The organism is Yinghuangia sp. ASG 101 (assembly GCF_021165735.1).
Classification (GTDB): Bacteria; Actinomycetota; Actinomycetes; order Streptomycetales; family Streptomycetaceae; genus Yinghuangia.
Genome location: NZ_CP088911.1, coordinates 6,439,120 through 6,462,400 on the forward strand (window position 1 = coordinate 6,439,120; position 23,281 = coordinate 6,462,400).

17 protein-coding genes are annotated in these 23,281 nt (G+C 71.1%); 9 read left to right on the forward strand and 8 right to left on the reverse strand.

Translation table 11 applies throughout. The annotated features are described in order from the left end of the window. Window positions 1-173 precede the first annotated feature (173 nt). A complete protein-coding gene (locus tag LO772_RS27650) occupies window positions 174-485 on the reverse strand; it encodes a hypothetical protein (RefSeq protein ID WP_231774745.1) in 312 nt (103 codons plus the stop codon). Next, a complete protein-coding gene (locus tag LO772_RS27655) occupies window positions 482-742 on the reverse strand; it encodes a hypothetical protein (RefSeq protein WP_231774746.1) in 261 nt (86 codons plus the stop codon). Before LO772_RS27655 ends, LO772_RS27650 begins: the two co-directional genes overlap by 4 nt. 347 nt (window positions 743-1,089) lie before the next feature. Between LO772_RS27655 and LO772_RS27660 the strand changes: the two genes are divergently transcribed. Both LO772_RS27660 and LO772_RS27665 read left to right on the forward strand, forming a co-directional pair. Then, window positions 1,090-1,665, forward strand: a complete 576-nt coding sequence (locus LO772_RS27660) for an XRE family transcriptional regulator (RefSeq protein ID WP_231779747.1) — start codon at window positions 1,090-1,092, stop codon at window positions 1,663-1,665. Between the two features lie 170 nt (window positions 1,666-1,835). Continuing rightward, window positions 1,836-2,504 carry a YdcF family protein gene (locus tag LO772_RS27665; protein WP_231774747.1) on the forward strand — a complete coding sequence of 223 codons (669 nt, stop codon included), beginning with the start codon at window positions 1,836-1,838 and terminating at the stop codon, window positions 2,502-2,504. A 34-nt stretch (window positions 2,505-2,538) separates the two neighbouring features. On the opposite strand, the gene LO772_RS27670 is transcribed toward LO772_RS27665, so the two are convergent. The 4 genes from LO772_RS27670 to LO772_RS27685 are packed head-to-tail and all read right to left on the reverse strand — an operon-like array spanning window position 2,539 to window position 6,089. Further along, window positions 2,539-3,129 carry an HD domain-containing protein gene (locus tag LO772_RS27670; RefSeq protein WP_231774748.1) on the reverse strand — a complete coding sequence of 197 codons (591 nt, stop codon included), beginning with the start codon at window positions 3,127-3,129 and terminating at the stop codon, window positions 2,539-2,541. A 17-nt stretch (window positions 3,130-3,146) separates the two neighbouring features. Further along, on the reverse strand, window positions 3,147-4,232 hold the full coding sequence (locus LO772_RS27675) for a glycosyltransferase family 2 protein (RefSeq protein ID WP_231774749.1): 1,086 nt from the start codon (window positions 4,230-4,232) through the stop codon (window positions 3,147-3,149). Continuing rightward, complete coding sequence (locus LO772_RS27680) at window positions 4,229-5,290, reverse strand: GNAT family N-acetyltransferase (RefSeq protein ID WP_231774750.1); 1,062 nt, start codon at window positions 5,288-5,290, stop codon at window positions 4,229-4,231. The genes LO772_RS27675 and LO772_RS27680 overlap by 4 nt, the downstream gene beginning before the upstream one ends. Window positions 5,291-5,297: 7 nt before the next feature. Continuing rightward, window positions 5,298-6,089 carry a polysaccharide deacetylase family protein gene (locus LO772_RS27685; RefSeq protein WP_443089327.1) on the reverse strand — a complete coding sequence of 264 codons (792 nt, stop codon included), beginning with the start codon at window positions 6,087-6,089 and terminating at the stop codon, window positions 5,298-5,300. Window positions 6,090-6,702: 613 nt separating this feature from the next. Between LO772_RS27685 and LO772_RS27690 the strand changes: the two genes are divergently transcribed. From LO772_RS27690 to LO772_RS27705, 4 genes are all read left to right on the forward strand, one after another. Next, a complete protein-coding gene (locus LO772_RS27690) occupies window positions 6,703-7,830 on the forward strand; it encodes a GNAT family N-acetyltransferase (RefSeq protein ID WP_231774751.1) in 1,128 nt (375 codons plus the stop codon). 151 nt (window positions 7,831-7,981) lie between these two features. After that, window positions 7,982-8,803 carry a polysaccharide deacetylase family protein gene (locus LO772_RS27695; RefSeq protein WP_231774752.1) on the forward strand — a complete coding sequence of 274 codons (822 nt, stop codon included), beginning with the start codon at window positions 7,982-7,984 and terminating at the stop codon, window positions 8,801-8,803. After that, window positions 8,796-10,097, forward strand: coding sequence for a glycosyltransferase (locus LO772_RS27700; RefSeq protein WP_231774753.1), 1,302 nt, complete (start codon window positions 8,796-8,798; stop codon window positions 10,095-10,097). Before LO772_RS27695 ends, LO772_RS27700 begins: the two co-directional genes overlap by 8 nt. Beyond that, window positions 10,094-10,912 carry a sugar transferase gene (locus LO772_RS27705; RefSeq protein ID WP_231774754.1) on the forward strand — a complete coding sequence of 273 codons (819 nt, stop codon included), beginning with the start codon at window positions 10,094-10,096 and terminating at the stop codon, window positions 10,910-10,912. Before LO772_RS27700 ends, LO772_RS27705 begins: the two co-directional genes overlap by 4 nt. A 127-nt stretch (window positions 10,913-11,039) precedes the next feature. Here the strand turns inward: LO772_RS27705 and LO772_RS27710 are convergent, their stop codons facing one another. Then, on the reverse strand, window positions 11,040-12,143 hold the full coding sequence (locus LO772_RS27710; protein ID WP_231774755.1) for an O-antigen ligase family protein: 1,104 nt from the start codon (window positions 12,141-12,143) through the stop codon (window positions 11,040-11,042). Between the two features lie 356 nt (window positions 12,144-12,499). On the opposite strand from LO772_RS27710, the gene LO772_RS27715 reads away from it, so the two are divergent. Further along, on the forward strand, window positions 12,500-13,105 hold the full coding sequence (locus LO772_RS27715) for an acetyltransferase (RefSeq protein ID WP_231774756.1): 606 nt from the start codon (window positions 12,500-12,502) through the stop codon (window positions 13,103-13,105). A gap of 39 nt (window positions 13,106-13,144) precedes the next feature. On the opposite strand, the gene LO772_RS27720 is transcribed toward LO772_RS27715, so the two are convergent. Further along, on the reverse strand, window positions 13,145-14,095 hold the full coding sequence (locus LO772_RS27720) for an NAD-dependent epimerase/dehydratase family protein (RefSeq protein ID WP_231774757.1): 951 nt from the start codon (window positions 14,093-14,095) through the stop codon (window positions 13,145-13,147). Window positions 14,096-14,612: 517 nt separating this feature from the next. Here LO772_RS27720 and LO772_RS27725 point away from each other — a divergent pair. Further along, window positions 14,613-17,519, forward strand: a complete 2,907-nt coding sequence (locus LO772_RS27725; RefSeq protein ID WP_231774758.1) for a DUF4082 domain-containing protein — start codon at window positions 14,613-14,615, stop codon at window positions 17,517-17,519. 93 nt (window positions 17,520-17,612) lie between these two features. Continuing rightward, complete coding sequence (locus tag LO772_RS27730; RefSeq protein ID WP_231774759.1) at window positions 17,613-22,856, forward strand: DUF4082 domain-containing protein; 5,244 nt, start codon at window positions 17,613-17,615, stop codon at window positions 22,854-22,856. Window positions 22,857-23,281: the final 425 nt, after the last annotated feature.

Consider the following 23,281-nt stretch of genomic DNA (forward strand, 5'->3'; position numbering starts at 1 on the left):
GACGCCGCCCTCGTTGTGGCAGAACCAGCATGCGACGTTGCACGCTGGACCGAAGGAGATACGAAGCTGGCCGCGCAACGCCGCGAAGTTGCTCAACGCGGTCCAATCGACTTCGGGCGCCGGGGCGTTGGCGATGGTTACGCTCATCGGTGATCCCTTCGCGGCAACACTCATCAGAGGACGTGCAACTTGTCGCGGACACGGAGCAGCACCCCGGTGTCGACTCCGCCACCACCGTGCACGCGCAACCGCCGGGCCTCAGCCATCGCGACGGCCCCGATCGTGTCCTGGATGATCAGCGCGAGTACCGCCGCCTCCATCGGACTCGTGCGGAGGTACAGCGGTCCCGTCTGGTATCCACCGCCCTGCCGTTCGATGGCCACCTGCGGGAACCCCAGCTCCAAAGACCGCTCCGGATAGGGCAGTCCAGTCAATTTCTCCGGGGCCAGCGGGATCACCGCGACCCCCATCAGGGTGCCGCTCATGACTTGGTCTCCCGCCAGAACCCTGACAACGACACCGTCCGCTCGTAGCCACCGCCGACCGGACGCAGGAAGACCGTCTTCGCCATCACATCCATGACCTGTTCACGGCCATGCTCGTCTGTCTCCACAATCGAGCCGATCTTCGGCTCGGCGCGGGACTCCGCGTTGGTGTCGGTGACTGTGGATTCGTCGCCACTCGCCCGTGCCTTCGCGGACTCGGTGCAACCGGCGTAGCCCTCAACCGGCGTCGGCTCCAATCTCACTCCTGGGTCCAGTTGTTCAACGCGTGCGCTGGGGTAGCTCCTTGGGTCCGTCATGAGGCCGATCATGGTTCACCCGCACGGACGTTTCCCTCGGGAACCAGGGACACTTGGGCCTTCGGCGGACTACCTTCCGAGAAGGCCCAAAAGGACAGCATGAGGGGGTTGACTTGAACAGTGCGCTGAGATCCGCTATGGACGACGCAAATCTGACACCCCGTCAACTTGCATATCGGGTAGGGGTAACGCCCAAGCAAGTGGAACGATGGCTGAGTGACGCAGGCCTCACGCCGCACGCGAGGAATCGAGCGGACGCCTGCCGAGTGCTGGGAACGGACGAAGAGATGATTTGGCCGAAGGTCGTACAGGAACGCGTGAAAACTGGAAATGACCGCGAGTTGGTACACAGCTACCCCTACCGCTCCGCGTGTCCGTCCACCGTCTGGTCTGAATTGATCGAGGCAGCAAGCGAGGAAATGTTCCTCGCCGGCTACACCAACTACTTTTTTTGGACTCAGGTACCGCACTTCGCCGACACCATCCGACGCAAGGCTGAATCAGGATGCCGGGTGCGGTTCCTGCTCGGAGCCCCGGACGGAGACGTGACCCGGCAGCGCGAGGAAATCGAGAACGTGGCACTGTCGGTATCCACGCGAATTCGCATCACGCTCGAACACCTCGAACGGCTCGGGGAAATTCCCAATGTGGAAACGCGATTCTCGGCCCCGCTGGACGCGATCAATCATGTGAGCCTTTCCGTTTTCCGATTTGACAACCAAGCTCTGGTCACGCCCCATCTGGCCCGACTTGTCGGTCATGACTCCCCGCTGTTGCATCTGCGCAAGCATGGAGTCGGCGAGATTTTCGACAGGTTCGTTGAACACGCTGAGGAACTGTGGAGCCGGGCCGTTCCGAGATAGCGTCGCGGCAGCGGGTCGGAAAGTACGTCCTCGGCGAGACTGTAAGCCCAGTCATTCAGTTCCATGTCACGAGGTTACGAGGCTCACGAGCAAACCGGACGACCGACAAGTGCTACACCGTCATCGAGACCGAAACCGACAACGGCGATGGTAGGACCAAGGAGCAGCGAGTGCCGGATCATAGCCTGACGATCACGGACGACCAGCGCCATTGTGCCGAACTCATTTGGGAATATCACCAGATGCGGCAACCCCTCAGGCGCTGTGATGCCGCGATCGGGCTCGGTAGCCACGACCTCGGCGTCGCCGCGTTTGCCGCAAAGCTTTATCACGAAGGCATGTTCGGAACATTGGTCTTCAGCGGTGGCAACAGCCCCACCACAGCCGCGCGGTTTCCGCGTGGTGAGGCTGTGCACTTTCGCGAGCATGCTCTCGAACTCGGTGTTCCCGACGACGTGATCCTCCTGGAACCGAATGCCGGGAACACCGGTCAGAACATCGCCTTCTCGCGTGATGTCCTGGCCGCTGTCGGGATCGTGACTACGTCGATTCTCCTGATCTCCAAGCCGTATATGGAGCGGCGTTCGTATGCTACGGCCCGCAAGGTTTGGCCCGAAGTCGAAGTGACCTGTGCGTCCGAACCCCTTGTCTTTGACGACTATCTCACGGCGATCGGTGACGCGAAGCTCGTCATCGACATGCTTGTCGGGGACCTGCAACGCGTCATCGAGTACCCGGGGCGGGGCTTTGCCATCGAGCAGGACGTCCCAGACAGCGTGTACGCCGCGTACTTGTCTCTGCTTCAGGACGGCTTCGACAGTCGCATCATGGCCGGGTAGTTCGTTGGTGGGCTGCCGTCACCCACGAACGCGCCTACCCGGTCACGGTGGAGGCGGAGGGTGACGCGGACGGCGTCGTTGTGACGGCGACACGTTCACGTACGCGCGCAACTGCCGCGTGGATCTCGGGTTGTGCGCGGCGGATGAAGCGGCCGACGATGCTGTCGTTTCCGTAGCGGCTCAGGATTTCCGCGATGCGTGCTTCTGCGGTCGTGGGGTCGCCGTTTGGGGAGGTGGTCATGTCGCAGTAGATGAGGGCGTCGACGAGGTGGTCGGTTTCCGGGGGGAACTCGGCGGTGAGATCGGCGGCCAAACCGCGTTCCTCGGCCTCCAGCAGCGCGCAAGAGTGATGGGCGACCAGGCGCGTTACGCGTTCGTCGGCGTGGGCGACATCGCGGAGGTAGCGTGCGCCGTCCAAGGGGTGGAATCCGATCTTGGCCAGGGCGGGTGCGTAGCCGATGTCGTGCAGGACGGCTGCCGCGTACAGCAACTCTGCCTCGCTGCCGAGGATGGGGCCCAGCGCGTGTGCGCGCTGGGCGACGCCTTGTGAGTGGGCCCAGCGTTGCGGGAGTGGGCCGGCGAGAAGGTCCTCGGCGAGGTGGTACGCCCAGCCGCTCAACCCCATGGCACGAGGGTACGCGCCTACACCGGCCTCACACGGTTGCCGTGCCAGCGGATCCAGTCTCGGCCCCGGCGGGCGGTGATGAGGGAAGTGACGGGGTTGAGGCGGCGGCAGTGGCGGGGGCCTATGGCCATGCGGGTGCGGACGCCCGGGTATTCGGGGAGTTTGCGGAGGTCGGTCAACTCGGCCGCCAGGTCGTAGAGTTCGCGGACGGTCAGGCCGTCGGCGGTGTCCTCGCCGGCGTCGAGGGTGCGGATGACCTTGCGGAGTACGCCTCGGGCGAGCTTGCGGCGCATGGCGGTGTGGATCGCATTGCGGTACGGCAGGTCCTTGCCGTCGTTGTCCAGGAACGACTCGTAGCCGTCGCGCAGTTGCTCCAGGCGGGCGCGGGCGTCGAAGGCCGAGTGGTGCATGTTGCTGTCGTGTATGCGGTAGTAGGCCTGGTCGGCGTCCGGGAGCCAGCCGACCGACCCCCGGCGGGCGAGCCGGAGCCACATCTCCAGGTCGCCGGAGTGCGGCAGCCTCGGGTTGTAGCCGCCCGCGTCGTGGTGGGCGCCGGTCCGGGCGACGACCTCGGGGGACAGGATCAGGTTGCGTCCGGCGCGGAAGACGCCGCGGATCCAGCGGTCGCCGGTCCAGGTCCGGCTGCGCGCGCCGGTGCGTGCGTCCGGGAGCGGGCCGCCGCTGAGGAACCTGACGGGGTTGCCGTAGACGAACGTGACGTCGGGATCGGCCGCCATGACGGCGGTGGCCCGGGCGAGCGCACCGGGGGTCAGCAGGTCGTCCGCGGAGAGGAGCACGCAGAAGTCGCCGTCGGCCCACTCCAGCAGACCCTCGTTGTAGGTGGCGATATGGCCCTTGTTGGTCGTGTGACGCTCGTACGTCACGCGGGGGTCGCGGGCCAACTCGGCGCCGACGTCGGGGGTTTCGTCGGTCGAGGCGTCATCGAGGACCAAGACCCGTACGTCCACGCCCTCTTGGTCGAGCAGGCTGCCGACGTTGGAGGGCAGGTAGCGGGCGTAGTTGTAGGAGGGGACGACCACGCTCACGCTCGGCAGGGCGGGAGCGGTGGCGGCGGATTCCCGCGGGGCCTCGCTTGTCGTCATCGCGTTCTCGCCTTTCCGAGCCGTGACCTCGCCGCGATGCGGCCGTGCAACAGCAGCCGGGACGGTCCGCGTCCCGCCAGCCAGGTGGTGTCGTGCCGGTCGACGGCGCCGAACCGGTACTTGTACTCTTCGGCGCCGCGCAGGAAGTCGAACACCGCGGCGCCCTGGGCCCGGACGGCCGCCACGGCCTCGGCGACGAGGACGGTGCCGAGGCTCAGCCGGCCATACGCCTCGTCCCAGCCGGTCTGGTAGTAGGAGAACGTGTCGCCCCACAGGAAGCCGTAGAGAACCCCGACGGGGCCCTCCGGTCCGTCGGCGACCATCGCGCACGGGCCGCGCCCGGGTGCCGCGCGCCGCGCGAGGGCGCGGTGGAAGGGCTTACGGGCGGTGTCGAACATCGTGGCCCGGCCCAGGATTTCCTGGCGGCGGGCGTGCAGCGCGAGCAGAGTGTCGAACAACGGTTCGTCGACGGCGCCGGGGGCGGCGAAGCGGAAGGTGACGCCCTCGGCGGCCAGCCGCCGCCGGTAGTGCCGGAGGTCCTTGCGGAAGCGCGCCGATCCGATGCGGTCGGGGTCGGCGGGCATCGTCGGACACGCGGTGCGTTCGACGAGGCGCGCACCAGGGGGGACGAAGGCCGCGCCCGTCGCCTGGTCGAGGTTCGGCAACCACAGGGCACCTCGCCGGGCGACCGCCGCGAGCCATGCCCGGACGTCGTCGGCACGGCCGGGGGACACCGCGAAACCGCAGTGGTCGGCCGCCGCGAGGCCGGAGCCCAGGACGGTGACGGTCCGCGTGCCCACCGGGAGCCGCGGATGCCACCGCTGACGGCCCTTCAGAAGCGGGACGACGGCCTCGAGTTCGCCGCCGCCCGCGGGCCAGACCGCGACCGTCGCGGACTCACCGCCCGTGCCTCCGAAGGCCTCCCACCACGAAAGCACCCAGTCGGGCGTGGAGAAGTACGAGCCTCCGTGCGCGGCGGCCAGGTCCCGCCAGGCCGGTGCGATCTGCTCCAACTCGCCCGCGTCGACCAGGAGGTGCGGTGGCGCCGACGTCCTCACGGCCGCGTCACCCCCGCCCGCGCAGCCCGTGTACGGCGGGATGGAGGCCCGACAGGATCGTCTCGAAGCGGTCCGGAGACGTCGTCGTCGCGACGCGCAGGCGCGAGACGCGCAGCGGATGCTCGGGGAGCCTCGGGCCCAGCCGGTGATCGAACAAGAACGCCGTCGTATAGCCGAGTTGATCCAGCTGTCGTTCGGCGCGGGCGTCCCAATTGCCGTTCGGGTAGGCGAACGACCGCGGGGCGCGGTCGAGGATCCCGCTCAACAACTCGTGCGCGCCCACGACTTCGTCGCGCACGTCGGCGTCCGCGCACTTGTCGAGCAGGGGATGCGTGCGTGCGTGGCTCTCCACCCGGACGCCGCCCGCCTCCAGCGCACGCACCTCGTCCACGGTCAACTGCGGTTGACGTACGCGGGGTTGCCCGCTGCGCAGCCTCTCCAGCGCGGCCACGCGGGACTCCTGCGGGACGGACTTCAGATGCCGCAGCCACTCCGCGACCGACCGCCCCCCGCCGCCGCCCCCGGAGACCAGCCGCTCCACCTCGTACCACCAGAACGGCCGGTCGGTGCCGATCAGCGACGCGATCACGAACGCCACCGCGGGTATGCCCCGTTCGCGCAGCAGCGGCAGGCCGTGGTCGTGGACGCTCCGCTCGCCGTCGTCGAACGTGATGAGCACGGCCCGCCCGGGAAGCGGGCGCCGGGACGCGATCGCCTCCTCGACCTCGTCGAGCGACACGGGCCGGGCGATCCGCAGCAGGCGGTCCAACTGCCGGGCGAATCCCGGCGGATCGTCCACACCGTGATACCCGAGGACGGCCAGCCGCCCGACCGCCCGCCCGCCGAACCACCACTGCGCCGGCGACCGCCGCAACACGGTGTCGCCGCCTGCTCGCAGCCGCCCCCGAAGTCCTGATCGCACGCACGCCCCCACGCCGCCGGCTCCCCGGTCGACCGCGCGCCCACCCCGACCGCGCGGCGACCCCTCACCCGCACCGTAACAACGTTCATCGCCCGCCCGGGGGCCTTTCGCCGGTTCACCGTACCGGGGGCGACCGGCAACGGCCTTGTCCAGAGGGTGACTTGCCTCCGCGACCGAGGAGAAGACCGATACTCCGCACGCATCGCGAATTCATCCGCAAACCACCCGCATGGCGGCTTGCGGAGCCCTAGGCTATTGCGCGGGTGGGTCGTGTTCCGGTGGGGATGTACAGGAACCTCGGCCCAAAAACACATGCCCGGCGCTGCTCACGCCGGGCTGAGAGACGCTGGGGTCTCATGGTGGGGGCGTGGTCGGTCATGCTCGACGCGGGGGTTGTCGGGTGGGGGCGGGGAGTGTCGGCCGGTTTCCGGCGTCACAGTGAACCGCCGTCTTCTCACGGGTGCTTCGGAGGCGCGTCCGGGGCCGAGCGTTGAACGCCCGCGGGGTCTTCCTGCACGCCCGCGACCTCGACACGGACTTCACCGCCGGGTGGGACCGCCTGGTCGCCGCGCGCGGTGTGTACGCGGACTGCTTCGACACCTACACCTGGGCCGCGTCCGTGATGCACGCGGATCCCGTCGCCGCGCGGCGCATCCGGATCGCGGCGGTCCTCGACGAGCCCACGGGGAAACCCGTCAGCCTGCTCGCCCTCGAAGACCTCGACGGCCGCGGACGGTTCGCCTCGTTCGCCGAGGACCGCCCGCGCTCCAGGGTCGTCGCCGAGCGTGCGAGTCACGACGAACTAGGCGCGCTGGCTGATCAGTTGGCCGCGTCCGGCGTGCGCGACCTGCGCCTGCGCCGCATGCCGAGCCGCGACCCGGCCACCCACCGCCTGCTCGGCGCGCTGCGGCGCGCGGGTTACCGCGTCCACGCCCGCGAACGCTCGTCCGACATGCTCGCGGACGTCACGGACGGATGGGCCGGCCACCGCGCCCGGTTCGCCTCGTTCCACGCGCAAGCCCGGCGTCTGCACCGCAAGTTGGCCAGGCGTGGCGACGTCGCCCTCACGGCGTACACCCGCCCCGGCGAGGCCGACACCGGATTCGCCGCCTACGCCGCGCTGTTCCCGCGAAGCTGGAAGGGCCCGCTGACGGAACGGACCCGCACCGAGCGCCGCGAGCTCGTGCGCCGCACCGCCGAGAACGGCTGGCTGCGTCTGTACGTGCTGCGCGTCGACGGTCGGCCGGCGGCCACGTACCTGTGGTTCCGCGTCGGCGCCGTCGCGCTGTGGCATTCCACCGCCTACGACGAGGAGTTCGCCGGACTCGGCGTCGGCAACCTCGCCATGTGGCAGGCCCACGAGCACATTCTCGTCGCCGACCCCACCGACCCGCCGACACTCGTCGACCTGCTGCCCACGACCACGAGCCAGAAACTGCGCCTCGCCCCGGAACGGCCGCCCCTCCTCGACATCGAGGCCGTGCGCGACCGACCGCTCACCGCCGCGGCCCTGCCCGTCAGGGCGTTGGCCCGCACCGCCCGCGCGTCGGCCGCCGGCCGGATACGGGCCCGGCGGCGAGGCCGTACCACCGCATCGACAGGGGGCACGAAAGCGTGAGCGACCGAACCACCGTCCTGACGCCGCGACCGCACACCGCCACGGTCGGCAGCCGCCCGGCGCCCGCGGCGACATCGTCCGCCCGCATATGCCGCCGGCTCATACGGTCGCGCGAATTCGCCCACGCGTCCCGGCACTTCGGAGCGGGAACATGATCAAGCCCAGCGGTGACCGCACGCGCACCACGCTCAAACGCGCGCTCGCCCGATGCGCCGGACAACGCCCCGCCGAGGGCGCGACCCTGCTGATCCACCACCGAGTCGGCGGCGGAACCCGCGACGAACTCGACCTGACCACCGAGGGATTCACCCGCGAGCTGGACGAACTCACGGCACTGCCCGCCGGATCCGTCGTCTCCCTGGACACGGCGCTCGACCGGCTGGCGGCCCGCGACCGCACGCCGTCGGTGGTCCTCACGTTCGACGACGGCTTCGCCGACGTCCACGCCCACGCGTGGCCGCTGCTGCGGGAGCGCCACCTGCCGTTCACCCTCTACCTCGCGAGCGGCATGGTCGGCGGCGCGATGCGCTGGGAGGGCTCCACCGGCACGAGTGCGGGTGCACCCGCGCTCACGTGGGACCAACTCGCCGACATGCTCGACAGCAACCTGCTGACGCTCGGCAACCACACCCACCGCCACGCCCGTCCCGAGGCCCTGACGGAACACGAACTCGACGCCGCGTCCGACGAGATCGAGAAGCGCCTCGGCCTGCGCCCCGACCACTTCGCCTACCCGTGGGGAGTCCGGGTGCCCGCGATGGAACACGCCCTGCGCTGCCGCTTCCGCAGCGCCGCCACCGGCACACTCGGCCGCAACCTGCCCGGGACCGACCCGATGCGGCTCCACCGCGTCCCGGTCCGCCGCACCGACCCCCCGGAGTTCGTCCGCGCCAAGCTCACCGGGCGCCTCCTCCCCGAACGCGCGTACGCCCGCGTGGTCGCACTCGGAAAGAAGGCCGGTGCCCGTGCCTGACAACCCCGCGTCCGACGGCCCGCGCCCGGGCGATCCCGTTCCCGGCGACCCCCTGCTCCCCGACGACCTCACCATCCCCGTCGGCCCCGGCGGACGGCCCCTCCGCGTCGCCCACCTGACCACCGTCGACATGAGCCTCGCGCTGCTGCTGCGCACCGAGCTCGAAGTCGACGTGGCCGCGGGCTTCGAGGTGTACGGACTCAGCGCGCCCGGCCCCTACGTGCCCGACGTACAGGCCGCCGGAGCCACCCACGTGCCACTCGACGCACTCACCCGCGCGTGGGACCTCGCCCGCGACGCCGCAGCCGCCCGTGAACTCGCCGCGACGCTCCGGCGCCTCGACCTCGACGTCCTGCACACCCACAACCCCAAGACCGGTGTCCTCGGCCGCCTGATCGGCCGAGCCGTCGGCATACCCGTGGTCGTCAACACCTGCCACGGCCTGTGGATACGCCCCGGAGACCCGTGGCCCCGCCGCGCGTTCGTCCTCGGCGCGGAGTCCGTCGCCGCCCGCGCGTCCCACGCCGAGCTGTACCAGAACGCCACCGACCGGCACACGCTCGCCCGCACCGTTCCCGCCTGGCGGTCACGGGTCGTCGGGAACGGCACCGACCTGGCGCGGTTCCGCCCGAACCCGGCCGCCCGGGACCGCGTGCGTACCGAACTCGGCGTCGGGGACGACGAGTTGCTGGTGGGCGGCGTCGGCAGGCAGGTCGCCGAGAAGGGCATCGCCGAATACCGCGAGGCGGCCCGCGCCCTGGCCGGCAAGGCGCGGTTCGTCTGGATCGGCCCCGAAGACCGCGACAAGGCGGACGCGTTCCGCACCGGAGCCGACCCTCACGTCGAACACCTCGGCGCACGCTCGGACATGCCCGACGTGTACGCCGCACTCGACCTGTTCGTCCTGCCCTCCCACCGCGAGGGCTTCTCCCGCTCCGCCATGGAAGCCGCCGCCACCGGCGTGCCCATGGTGCTCAGCGACATCCGGGGCTGCCGCGAAATCGGCACCCACGGCGAACACGTCCTCCTCGTCCCGCCCCACGACGCCCCGGCGCTGACCGAGGCCGTCGACCGCATGCTCACCGACCCCGCCCTGCGCGCCCGCCTCGCCGCCGACGCCCGCACCCGCGCCCTGAACGAATTCGACCAACGCCGGGTCGCCCGGACCTCGATCGACACCTACCGGGCCGTCGCCCGCCGCCGAGGCCTCGGCTGGGGAACCCGACCGCCTCGTCCCGCCGTTCGTCCCGCCGCGGACGAGGCGCCGCCACGCACCGGAGAGGGCACGGCATGATGCGGAGGCTGTTCGACCTCACCACCGCCGCACTGACACTCCTCGTGCTCGGCCCGGCGATGCTCGCGATCGCCCTGCTCGTCCGCACCACCATGGGCGGCCCCGTGCTGTTCCGGCAGACCCGCAGCGGCCACCACGGACGCGAGTTCCGCATCCTCAAGTTCCGCAGCATGCGCCACCCGCGCCACCCCGACGAACCCGACAAGGACCGCATCACCCGCCTCGGGCACATCCTGCGCACCACGAGCCTGGACGAACTCCCGCAACTCATCAACGTATTGCGCGGCGACATGGGGGTCATCGGCCCCCGGCCCACGCTCCCCGAACAGGTCGCCCACTACTCCGAGCGGCAGCGCGGACGCCTCGCCGTACGACCCGGGCTCACCGGCTGGGCCCAGGTCCAGGGCCGCAACGCGCTCACATGGCCCGAACGCATCGAGTACGACCTGCACTACGTCGACCACCGGGGCATCCGCCTCGACCTGCGCATCCTGTGGCGCACCGTCGGGGTGCTGCTGAGGCCGGTGGGGATCACCGGTGCCGGGGGAGTCAATCCCGGCTTTCCGATCCCCGGCCAAGCCGCCGCGCCCGCCGCCCACCCGGGCGGCGACACCTCCGCCGAGAAGGCCGCCCCCACCCCGGCCGGGCACCCCGGCCCGGGGCCGACGCCGTCGCGCGACCCCGGGGCCGGCCCGCGCAAGCGCTCGTCGCCGAGTTGCGTCCCGCCGTCTCCGTGGACCATCCCGTACACCACATCGCCGGGCATGGCCCCGCCGAGTGCCGCCGATCCGGTCCCCGCCGAGGAAGCCTCCTGACCGAGGAGCACGCGGCGGGGAGGCGGCGGCCGACGTCGTCCTCCCCGCCCCCGAGGCGGTGCCCGACCGCCGGGCCGGAGGCGGACAACGCCGGGGCGAGGGACGACTCCACCGGTGCGGCGCGTGGTCAGCGCCGCGACTCCCGCGAGATCGCCGACTCCGGATCCGGCGCCGCCGTCGCCACGCCCAGCACCACGCCCACCGCGACCAACACAGGGGGAAACTCCGCCACGTAGTCCATCGAGGCGTGCACCGCGAACGCCGTCAACGCCACCGCCCCCACCGCGACCACCGCCGGATCCTGCCGCGACCGCCACAGCCGCACATACGCCCACCCCAGCAGCGCGGCCAACAGCACCACACCCGGCACGCCCTGTTCCGCGGCCTGCCGAAGCCACTGCGAATGCGCGGACTTCGTATCGGAGTCCGCCCGGGCGGTGGGGCTGCGGGCGAGGAACGTCCCCGGGCCCGTGCCGCGCCACGGGTTGTCCTTGGCGGACTCGAACGCGTCGTGCCACAAGTCGATGCGGCGTTCCGTCAGCCCGTCGGCCGCCGTGCTCCGCACGCCCGACGCGCGCTCGGCGCGGTCGCCGCCGAGAGACACCGTCCCGGCGACGACCAGTGCCACGGCCACCGCGCCCGCGAGCACGAACGAACCGCGCCGCCGCGCGGACAACGCCGTGAGCCCGACCAACAGGACCGCGACCGCGCCGAACACCGCGGTCAGCGACCGCGTCGCGAACGCGGCCAGCGCCAACAACCCCGCCAGCACATGCATGTCACCGCGCCTGCGGTCGCTCGGCGCGGCCAGCGCGGCGAGGCACGCGGCGGCCACCGCCTGCGCCACCAGCGCTCCGTTCGCGTTCCCGTACCCCAGCGGTTCGGCCAACGCCGCCCCGGACAACGCGTCCGGCGACAGCAGCATCAGCACCGCGACCGCACCCGCGACCGTCGCACACGTTCCGAACGCCGACCGGGCGCCCGCGATCCGCCCCGCGCCGTAGGCCGCGGCGACCGTCAGCAGGGCGAGGAGGAATCCCTCGGGGCTCGCCGGACGCCCCGCCGCGGCGAGCAGCGCCCACACCCCCGCGAGCGCCACCAGCACCGCGCCGATCAGGTCCAGACGCCACGGGCTCCCGCCGTCCAGCCGCGCCGTGACGCGCAGCGAACGCCGGACGGCCCGCGACCGGCGCAACCGCCGCCAGGCGCGCCCGGCACCCGAATCCGCCAACCGGCCCCGGATCACCCGCCGCCCCCCGCGGCGTTCGCGTGCCCCGAACGGGAGACGCTGCCCGGCGCGTCCGTACCCACGGACCGGGCAGCGGCGCTCGTGCCCGCCGCCCGCGTCGCCGCCCTGAGCGCGCAACAGGCGTGCAGGGAACCGTGTTTGGCTGCCGCGTCGCCCTGTCGCCCCCGGGATCTAGCCGACTCCCGGTCCCCGGCAGCCTGCCCGGCACCCGCGTTCGCGGGGACGTCCCCCGTAGCCGCGTACTCCGCACTGGTGTTCGTGCCATCGCCGCCGAAGCTCGCGAGCCCCGCGACCGCGTTCCGGCGCTCCGCGCGGCCGACACACGGCAAGATGACCCCATGCCGTTCTACATCGCCGGAGCCGGCGGCGTCGGCCGCGAAGCCCTCGACGCCGCGATCGCCTCGGAGACCACCGTCGACGCGTTCCTCGACGACTCCCTCGCGGGCGACAAGATCCGGGGCCTCCCCGTGCTGCGGCCCGACGACGCCGAGCCCGGTGCCGGCTACCTCATCGGCATCGCCGCCCCCGACGTGCGCCGCCGCCTCGCCGCACTGCTCGACGCCCGCGGCCTGACCCCGGCGACCCTCGTGCACCCGCGCGCGGTCATCGCCCCCGCGACCCACCTGGCCGACGGCTGCCTGGTGCTCGCCAACGCGCATGTCTCCAGCAGCATTTCGCTCGCCGCGCACACGCAGGTCCACTACAACGCGACGGTCGGCCACGACGCCGTCCTGGAGGCCCGCGTCACCGTCTACCCCGGAGCCAACATCTCCGGCGGCGTCCGACTCTGCGAGGACGCCACCGTCGGTAGCAACGCCGTTGTCCTGCAAGGGCGTACGGTCGGCCCGGGCGCGTTCGTCGGCGCCGGCGCGGTCGTCACGCGCGACGTCCCGGCCGGGCAGGTCGTGGTCGGATCGCCGGCGCGCCCCCTGCGCACGGCATGACCGGGCGGCACGATCCCCGGTGGCCATCGGCGGCACGCGTCATCCCCGCGCCGGCACCGCGACGCGCGACCGGAACCACGCCACCGTGTCGGCGAGCCCCCGCCGCAGCTCGACCGGCCGGGCGTCCGGGAACAGCCGGCGCAACTCGGAGCTGTCGGCCTGCGAATCGCGGACGTCACCCGCTCGCGGGGCCACGTGCTCCACATCGACCGGCCGGCCCAGCACCTCGCTCAGCAGCCCGATCAGCGCGTTGAGCGAAGTCCGCGTCCCGAACGCCAGGTTCACCGGACCGGTATTGGTCACGCGGCGCACCACGGCGTCCGTCAGCACCGTGCAGACGCTTCCGATGTTCGTGAAGTCGCGGGTCTGCTCGCCGTCGCCGTGCACCGTCAGCACGCGGCCCGCCAGCGCCGCGTCGATGAAGCGCGGGATGACCGCCGCGTACGCGTGGTCGGCGGCCTGGAGCGGGCCGAAGACGTTGAAGAACCGGAACGGCAGCACCGGCAGCCCGTAGCAGTGGCCGTACGCGAGTACGTACGACTCCGTCGCCAACTTGCTGACCGCGTACGGGCTCAGCGGCAGCGTGCGCAGGTCCTCGCGCTTCGGCAGCACCGGATTGCCGCCGTAGACCGACGACGAGGACGCCGCGATCACGTGCGCCCCGCCCGCGCGCCGCGCCGCTTCCAGCACCATCAGCGTGCCCGTGGCATTCGCGTGGTGGCTCGCCAGCGGCTTCTCGATCGACCTCGGTACCGACGGCAACGCGCCCAGATGCACGATCGCGTCCGTGCCGGCGCAGGCCTTGTCCATCAACTCCTCGTCCAGGAACGAGCCCTGATGGAACGTCACGCCGACCCCGGCGAGATTGTCCAACGAACCGGTGGACAGGTCGTCCACCACCGCGACCTCGCCGACCTCGGACCGGGCCAGGAGCGCACGGGCCAGATTCGACCCGATGAAACCCGCTCCGCCCGTGACGACGACCTTCATGAGCCCCCCACAGCGTCGTGACGTCAGTTGCAGCACTGGTATTCGGTTGTGCGTGTCGCACCGGTCGCACCGGTCAAGCCGTCATGCCGAGGCGTCGGATGCCCCGGATACGTCGTGCGCCCTGCCCCCCGGACGGCGACTCAGAGCCCCACCCTGCTGCCGGTCCGGTGAGGGCATGCTACCGAGCGGCGGCGCCAACCGTGGCGAACTACCCACATCACACCGGTATTTGCGCCACACTGAGCTTCAGGCAGCTGCCGACGACGCTCGCCTCCGCCGGAATGGGACCCGCGGGGGACGCCGGCAGTCGGCCCGGGCGGTCTCTTGGGGAGAGGAGCCGGTCGGGTCCTAGGGGGCAGGGGACGCCATCATGCAATCCGCGGCAGCTCGCCGTCCCGCTTTCGCGGGAATCCGCCGAACCGGACCGCGGTTTCGCGGACGAACCCGCCCGGACGCCCGCAGCCGCACGCATCCGCCGCGCCGCGGCGCGCGCGCCGTACCGCCGCTCTGGCTCGCGGTGTTCGCGCTCCTCGCGTCCCTCCTGAGCGTCATCCCGACGGCCGGCCGGGCCGCGGCGGGGCCCTGTTCCGCGCCGATCGTCAACGCCATCGTCTGCGAGAACAGCAAGACCGGCACCGCGCGCGCGACCTGGGACGTGACGGGGGCCGGTGCCGCGGACATCCAGGGCTTCGCGACGGAGATCAGCGTCAACGTCGGCGAGACCGTGCACTTCAAGGTCGACACCCCGGCCACCGCGTACCGCCTCGACATCTACCGGCTCGGCTGGTACGGCGGCAGCGGCGCCCGCAAGATCACCTCCGTCACCCCGTCCGTCCCGCTGCCGCAGCACCAGCCCGGCTGCGACGCCGACGACGTCAACACCGGCCTCATCGACTGCTCCAACTGGACCGAGTCCGCCTCCTGGGCCGTGCCCGCCGACGCCGTCTCCGGCTACTACCTGGCCAAGTTGGTGCGCACCGACGGGACTTCGGGGGCAAGCCACATCGCCTTCGTGGTCCGCGACGACGCCTCCCACGCCGCCCTGCTCATGCAGGCGTCGGACGCCACGTGGCAGGCCTACAACGAGTACGGCGGCAACAGCCTGTACGAGGGCCAACCCGTCGGCCGCGCCTACAAGGTGAGCTACAACCGGCCGTTCACCACACGCGGCGACAACCCCGAGGACTGGCTGTTCAACGCCGAGTACCCGATGCTGCGCTTCCTGGAGCGCAACGGCTACGACGTCGCGTACACCGCCGGGGCCGACACCGCCCGACGCGGTCAACTCCTGCTGAACCACAAGGTGTTCCTGTCCGTCGGCCACGACGAGTACTGGTCGGCGGAGATGCGCGCCAACGTCGAGGCGGCCCGGGACGCGGGCGTCCACCTCGCGTTCTTCTCCGGCAACGAGCTGTTCTGGAAGACGCGTTGGGAGAACGGCGGCATGAGCGGGCAAGGCGCGCCGTACCGAACCCTCGTCTCCTACAAGGAGACCCACGACAACGACAAGACCGACCCGGCGGGCGCCGGCATGTGGACCGGCACCTGGCGCGACCCGCGGTTCTCCCCTCCCGCCGACGGCGGCAGACCCGAAAACTCCCTGACAGGGCAGCAGTTCAAGGCGAACTGCTGCACCACCGACATGACGGTCAACAGCGCCGACGGGCAACTCCGGTTCTGGCGCGACACCCGCGCCGCGACCCTCGCACCCGGCACCGAAACCACGCTCGGCAGTGGCCTCCTCGGCTACGAATGGGACGTCGACACCGAGAACAGCGCGCGTCCCGCCCACCTGATCCGGCTGTCGACCACCACCGAATCCGGGGAGATGCTCCAGGACTTCGGCTCCACGTACGCCGACGGCACCGCGACCCACCACCTGACCCTCTACCGCGCACCCAGCGGCGCACTCGTCTTCGGTGCCGGAACCATCCAGTGGTCATGGGGGCTCGACAACACCCGCACCTCCGGAACCGCCGGTGTCGACACGGCCGTTCAGCAGGCCACCCTCAACCTCTTCGCCGACATGGGCGTATCACCCGGAAGCCTGATGACCGGGATGACCGCCCCGACCCCGTCCACCGACACGGTCCCGCCCACGTCGACGATCACCGCACCGGTCGCCGGACAGAACATCGCGGTCGCCAAGGCCGTCACCGTCACCGGCACCGCCGCCGACACCGGCGGCCGGGTCGGCGGTGTCGAGGTCTCCGTCGACAACGGCGCCACCTGGAAGCCCGCCACGACCGGCCGCGAGTCGTGGACCTACACCTTCACCCCCACCACCACCGGGCCGCTCACACTCAAGAGCCGCGCCACCGACGACAGCCTGCGCGGCGAGACCCCCGGCCCCGGCGTCACCGTCACCGTCGGCGACGGCGGCCCGCCTCCGGACGTCGCCTGCCCCTGCACGATCTGGCCGGAGGGCACCCTGCCCACCTCGGGCCCCGACCCCGAGGCCGCCACCGTCGAACTCGGCGTCCGGTTCACGCCCGACCGCGACGGCTACATCACCGGCGTCCGCTACTACAAGTTCGCCGCGAACACCGGCCCCCACGTCGGCCACCTGTGGAGCGCGTCCGGCACGCAGCTGGCCGAGGCCACGTTCACGGCCGAGACCGCGTCCGGCTGGCAGCAGGTGCTCTTCGCGCAGCCCGTCCCGGTCACCGCGAACACGACCTACGTCGCGTCGTACCTCACCACGAGCGGGCACTACGCGGCCGACGAGCACTACTTCGACGCGCAGTTCTCCCGGGCGCCCCTGACCGCCCTCGCGGGTGACGCGCCCGGAGGCAACGGCGTCTACCGAGGCGGCGGCGGTTTCCCCAACGCGACCTGGAACGCGGCGAACTACTGGGTGGACGCGGTCTTCACGACGACCCCGTCCACCGGCCCGCCGCCCACCGACCCCCCGCCGACGGACCCGCCGACGTGCGCACCGTGCACCATCTGGCCCTCGGGAACCGTGCCCGGCACCCCCTCCGACCCCGAGGCCCTGCCCATCGAAGTCGGCGTCAAATTCCGCACCACCGCCGACGGCCACATCACCGGCGTGCGCTTCTACCAGGGCGACGGCAACACCGGCCCGCACATCGCCCACCTGTGGACCGCGACCGGAACGCCGCTCGCCACCCGGGCGTTCACCACCGAGACCGCGACCGGCTGGCAGGAAGTCACCTTCGACACGCCCGTCGCCGTCACCGCCGGCACGACGTACGTCGCCTCCTACTACACCCCGACCGGCCACTATGCCGCGGACCGGAACGGCCTCGTCCAGAGCGCCGGAACCGGCCCGGTCACGGCACTCGCCGACGCGGACGCCGGCGGCAACGGCGTCTACCGGCTCGGCACGGGCGGCGGATTCCCGTCCGCCAGCTGGAGCGCCAGCAACTACTGGGTGGACGTCGCCTTCACGACGAGCTGACGCACGCCACCGACCGTCCCCGGCCCGCGCCGGGGACGGCACACCCCTCCGCATCTCCCCGCACGCCGCGAACTTCCCTGAGGAGCACCGACGATGGCACGCCGCCACGCGCCTTCCCCGGGCCGCCGCGCCTACGGCCCCTTCCGCTCACGCAGAGACAAGGCCGCGGCGGCGTCCGGCATCACCACCGCACTCGCCGCCGTCGCCGCCCTGCTGTTCACGCTGTTCTCCCCGTTGTCCACCGCCCAGGCCGCCCCGTGCAACCCGTGCTCGCTGTTCGGTACCACCAACCCCGGCATCGGGCCGGACAGCGAGGCCATTTCGGTCGAACTCGGCGTCCGGTTCGTCCCCAAGACCAACGGGCGCGTCCTCGGCGTCAAATACTGGAAGGACGCCGCGAACACCGGCATCCACCGCGGCTTCCTGTGGGACACCGCCACCGGCACGGCCACCAGCGCGACCTTCCAGAACGAGAGCGCAACCGGCTGGCAGCAAGTGCTCTTCGCCACCCCCGTCGACGTGACCGCCGGGACCACGTACATCGCGTCATACGTCGCACCCAACGGCCGCTACACCGCCACCACCGGCTTCTTCAACCAGCCGCTCGACAGCGAGCAACTGACCGCCCCCGCGAGCACCGCCGGCCAGGGCAACGGCGTCTACCAGGCCGGCCCCGGCGGCACCACGATGCCGAACAACTCCTGGAACGCCAGCAACTACTGGGTCGACCCGATCTTCGAACCCGGCGTCGACGCCACCGCGCCGACGGTGACCGCCACCTCACCGGCCGCCGCCGCGACGGGCGTCGCGATCAACGACGGCCTCGGCGCGACGTTCAGTGAGGCCGTCCAGGCCGACACCATCACCTGGGCCCTCACGAAACCCGACAACACCGCCGTCGCCGGAACCGCGTCCTACGACCCGGCGACCCGCACCGCGTCGTTCGCCCCCGCCGAAAACCTCGCGCTGTCCACCGCGTACACCGCCACCGTCAGCGGCGCCAAGGACGCCGCGGGCAACACGATGGCCCCCGTCACGTGGTCGTTCACCACCGCGGCGACCCCGCCGTCGACATCGACGTTCAGCATCTTCACCGGCGCCGAACCGGTCGCCACCCCGAACAACGACGACTCGCCCAACGAACTCGGCGTGCGCTTCCACACCACCTCCGCCGGCTTCGTCAAGGCGGTGCGGTTCTACAAGAGCGAGGCCAACACCGGGCCGTTCACCGTCAGCCTCTGGAACACCGCGGGGAACCGCCTCGCCGGCGTCGACAACGTCCACCTGACCGGCTCCGGATGGCGGACCGTCACGCTGCCGAGCCCCGTCGCGGTGACCGCGAACACGACGTACGTCGCCTCGTACCACACCATGAGCGGGAACTACGCCTACACGAACAACTACTTCGCGGGCCAATCCGCCGGCAACGCCAAGATCGTCGCGCCCGCGAGCGTTGCCAACGCCCCCAACGGCGTCTACAAATACTCCGCGGCCACGACGTTCCCCACCGACACCTACCAGGCCAGCAACTACTGGGTCGACGTCCTCTTCGACACCGACGGCACCGACACCACCGCTCCCCTCCTCGCCAACCGGCTCCCGCAACCGGACGCCACCGGCGTCCCCGTCGCCGTCCAGCCCCGCGCCGACTTCACCGAGGCGGTCAAACCCGCCTCGGTCAACTTCACCCTCAAACAGGGCGCCACCACCGTGCCCACGACCGTCGAGTTCGACGACCCGGCACACCCGACGCAGGTCCTCCTCAAACCCGCCGCCCCGCTCGCGTACTCGACGCAATACACCGCCACACTCGCCAACTTCCAGGACCTCGCCGGCAACACCGGAACCGGCGCCACTTGGACCTTCACCACCGGCGCCGCGCCGCCGCCCGCACCATGCTCGTCACCGGGCACCGGGCCGATCCTGGTCATCACCGCGAACGCCAACCCGTACGCCTGCTACTACACCGAAATCCTGCGCGCCGAAGGCCTCAACGCCTTCACCACCCGGGACATCGGCGCCGTGAACGCCACCGAACTCGCCGCCTACACAACCGTGATCCTCGGCGACCTCGACCCCGACCCCGCCCTCGTCGCCGCCCTCACCACCTGGGTCGAAAACGGCGGCAACCTCATCGCGACGCGCCCGCGCGCGACACTGTCCGACCTCACCGGCCTCACCTCCGGCGCGGGAGTGCTCGCCGACCAATACCTGAGGATCCAGGACGCGGCGGGCCCGGGCGCCGGGATCTACGCCGACCGCGCGATCCAGTTCCACGGCACCGCCGACCAGTGGACGGCCGCGCCGGGCACCACCGTCATCGCCGAACTGTTCCGCCGGACCGGAGCCGCCGAACCCGTGGGCATCGGCAAACCCGCCGTCACGCGGCGGACCGCCGGCGCCGGAACCGTCACCGCGTTCGCCTTCGACCTCGCCAAATCCGTCGTGACGACCCGGCAGGGCAACCCGGCCCAGGCCAACCAGGAACACGACACCCTCACCGACAACCTGCGCTCCACCGACATGTTCCACCGGGACTGGGTCGACCTGAACCGCGTCGAGGTCCCGCAGGCCGACGAGCAGCAGCGGCTGCTCGCCAACGTCATCGAACTCGCCAACCGCGAGAAGGCACCCGTACCGCGCTTCGGCTACTTCCCCGGCAAGACCGGGACCGCGACCCCCGAACTCAACCCCGTCGTCCTCGTCTCCACGGGCGACCACCACAACACGCCGCAGGCCGGCATCAACGACCGCGTCGCGAAGTACAACGCCAACAGCGACCCCGCGTGCGCCAACCCGGCCACCCGCGCGCAGGCGCTCCGAGACTGGCGCTGCATGCGCGGCACCTTCTACGTCTGGGACTCCGACGGCGACGCCGCCCCCGCCACCGTGCGGGACTGGCAGTCCCAGGGCTTCGAGGTAGGCCGCCACGTCTCCCAGAACGGGCACTGCATCGCCGTCGACCCCGACACCGAGCAGTCCGTCATCGACGCGACCGTCACCAACGCCTTCACCGCGAGCCTCGGCGACTTCGAGGACGCGTACGGCTACGCACCGGTCACCAGCCGCACCCACTGCATGACCTGGCCCGACTACACCACGGTCGCGTCCGTCGAGGAATCGCTCGGCATCCGCATGGACACGAACTACTACTACCTGCCCGACATCTGGTCGAACTCGTACGGCTCACCGCTCATGAAGAACGCGCCCGGCTACTACACCGGCTCGGGCCTGCCGATGCGCTTCGCGCAGGCCGACGGCACCATGATCGACGTCTACCAGGCGACCACGCAGCTGCACGACGAGTTCTGCCAGACGTACCCGACGCAGTTCGCCGCCATGGTCGACCGGGCCCAAGGCAGCCAGGGCTTCTACGCGGCCATCACCCTCAACAACCATCTCGACGACCAACTCGGCAACAGCACCGGCACCTGCGACCGCGTCAGCCAGACCGTCATCCAGGACGCCGTCATCGCCGCCGCCAAGGCCAAGAACGTCCCGGTGATCACCGCCCGGCAGCTCCTGGAGTGGACGGACGGCCGCAACCGGTCGTCGATCGCGAACCTGACGCGCGGCGGCGACACCGTCACCTTCACCGTCGCCGCCGACCCCGCCGCGGCGAACCTCATGACGATGCTCCCGACCGCCGGCCCCGGCGGCACGACCCTCACCGCCCTCACCCGCGCGGGAACGCCCGTCACCTTCACCGAACAGACCGTCAAGGGCATCGAGTACGCGGTCTTCCCCGGCGTCTCGGGCGCCTACACCGCCACATACAGCGCGCCCGCCGCGGCACCGCGCGTCCAGACCCTCGCGGCGACCCCGAAGGCGGACGGCACCGCGGAGGTCTCCTGGACCACCGACACCCCCGGCACCACCGAGGTCGCCCTCGGCGAGAAGCCCGACTCGACCGCACCGGTCAAGATCGTCGGCGAGAACACCGGCGACCACCACACGACGCTCGGCGCGCTCAAACCGGACACCACCTACTACTACCGCGTCACCACCGTCGACTCCGCGGGCCGGCGCACCACCGTGCCGGACCCGGCGCGGAAGCCCCTGGAGTTCAGGACGCCGAAAGCCGACAAGAAGGCCCCGAGGATCAGCGACCAGAGCGTGGTCCCGTGGCCGGACGGCAGCGCGGTCGTCACCTGGACGACCGACGAGCCGGCCACCACGTCGGTGGTCGTCGGCCAAGGCGCCCGCGACATGCGCGTCGCGGCCGACGACCAGGGGTCGGCGACCACCCACAAAGCGGTCGTGACCGGCCTGACGCCCGGTGAGACGTACGCGTTCCGGCTGGTGTCGAAGGACGCCGCGGGCAACGAGGCGACATGGTCGGGCAAGAAGGCCGACACCGCGAAGTTCGTGATGCCGAAGTACGGCGTCACCGAACACAGCGGCCCGACCTTCGCGACGGGCACGCGCACCGGAGGCGCGGTGGTCAACGACACGGACGGCGTCCTCACCCTCGGCGGCGAGTCCGCGCAGGACTTCGCCGACGGCACCGGCACGGGCCCCTGGGGCCAGGTGCCCATCGCACCCGGCGGCCGGACCGCCGTCGACGACGGCGCACTGACCCTGGACGGCAGCGCCGCGGGCTCCGGCCTCCCCCCGGCAGCGGGCCGCAGACTCGACTTCGAGGCCGTCTTCGACGGACCCGCGGCCCAGGTCGCGGGCTGGGGGGACCCGGTCGGCGGCCCGGCGGCCGTCTTCGAGTGGCGCGACGGCGGCCTGCACGCGGTGACGGTCGAACCCGGCGGACGCGAACGGTCCGACACGAAGATCGACGGCGACTGGAACGGGGCTCCGCACCGCTACACGATCGAACGCGACGGCAAGGACCTCCGGTTCTCCGTCGACGGAAGGAAGGTCGCCGACCTCGAGGCCGCACTGCCCGCCATGTCCCCGGCCGCGCGCGACACCGTCACGGACCGCGTCCCCCTGCGGATCCGGCACATCCAGGACGGTGACAAACCGACCGGCGGCTCGTACACGTCGCGGGTCCTCGACGCGACGCAAATGGTCACCTGGCTCCAGGCGACCTGGCAGGCCGACCTGCCGCAGGGCACCGCACTCAAGGTCGCGGTGCGCACCGGCAGTACGGCGGTCCCGGACGCGACCTGGACCGCGTGGCGCGAACTGCCCGGCTCCGGTGCCCCGCTCGGCGACGGCTCGCGCTACCTCCAATACCGCGTCGAGTTGACCGGCCCCGGAACGGCGGCGCCGACGCTGTACGGGATCGCGTTCACCCACGACGGGAAGCCCTCGCCCGAGCCGGCCGGGGCGCCACACATCGGAGAGGTGCCGGACCGGGCGGAGGGGCGGGAACCGTGATCGATAAATAGGACAAACTGCAGAAAAAGTCGAAGTGCGGGCCTGAGGTTTGAGCGGGCCCGCACACGATTTGGAGCTGAGCCGCAACGCCTGTACTGTTCTCGACGTCGGGAGAGACCGACAGGAAAAACCAAAGAAACACCGAAGAACGCAACGCCCGGAGAGACCGGTGACAGGGTCTCAAAGGAAGCGTCCGTTCCTTGAGAACTCAACAGCGTGCCAAAAGTCAACGCCAAGTAACATATCCCCGGCGTTCACTGGTGCCATCGGAATCGTTTCCGGTGGTGTGGGTGGGCGTAGGGATTCCTTTGGTGGAGAAAATCCTCCGATCATTGTCAGCGGTCGGGGGTCACAGCGAGGACGCAGGCGCCGGTCGGATTATTCCTCCGATGTGGCGCCGGCTTGTTCCGTGTGTTCGCCGGATG

Bases quoted from the DNA above. Each gene is read 5' to 3' on its own strand.
- LO772_RS27650 (WP_231774745.1), bottom strand. From the start codon at position 485: ATGAGCGGCACCCTGATGGGGGTCGCGGTGATCCCGCTGGCCCCGGAG.
- LO772_RS27660 (WP_231779747.1), top strand. From the start codon at position 1,090: ATGATTTGGCCGAAGGTCGTACAGGAACGCGTGAAAACTGGAAATGAC.
- LO772_RS27670 (WP_231774748.1), bottom strand. From the start codon at position 3,129: ATGGGGTTGAGCGGCTGGGCGTACCACCTCGCCGAGGACCTTCTCGCC.
- LO772_RS27675 (WP_231774749.1), bottom strand. From the start codon at position 4,232: ATGACGACAAGCGAGGCCCCGCGGGAATCCGCCGCCACCGCTCCCGCC.
- LO772_RS27695 (WP_231774752.1), top strand. From the start codon at position 7,982: ATGATCAAGCCCAGCGGTGACCGCACGCGCACCACGCTCAAACGCGCG.
- LO772_RS27705 (WP_231774754.1), top strand. From the start codon at position 10,094: ATGATGCGGAGGCTGTTCGACCTCACCACCGCCGCACTGACACTCCTC.
- LO772_RS27715 (WP_231774756.1), top strand. From the start codon at position 12,500: ATGCCGTTCTACATCGCCGGAGCCGGCGGCGTCGGCCGCGAAGCCCTC.
- LO772_RS27720 (WP_231774757.1), bottom strand. From the start codon at position 14,095: ATGAAGGTCGTCGTCACGGGCGGAGCGGGTTTCATCGGGTCGAATCTG.
- LO772_RS27730 (WP_231774759.1), top strand. From the start codon at position 17,613: ATGGCACGCCGCCACGCGCCTTCCCCGGGCCGCCGCGCCTACGGCCCC.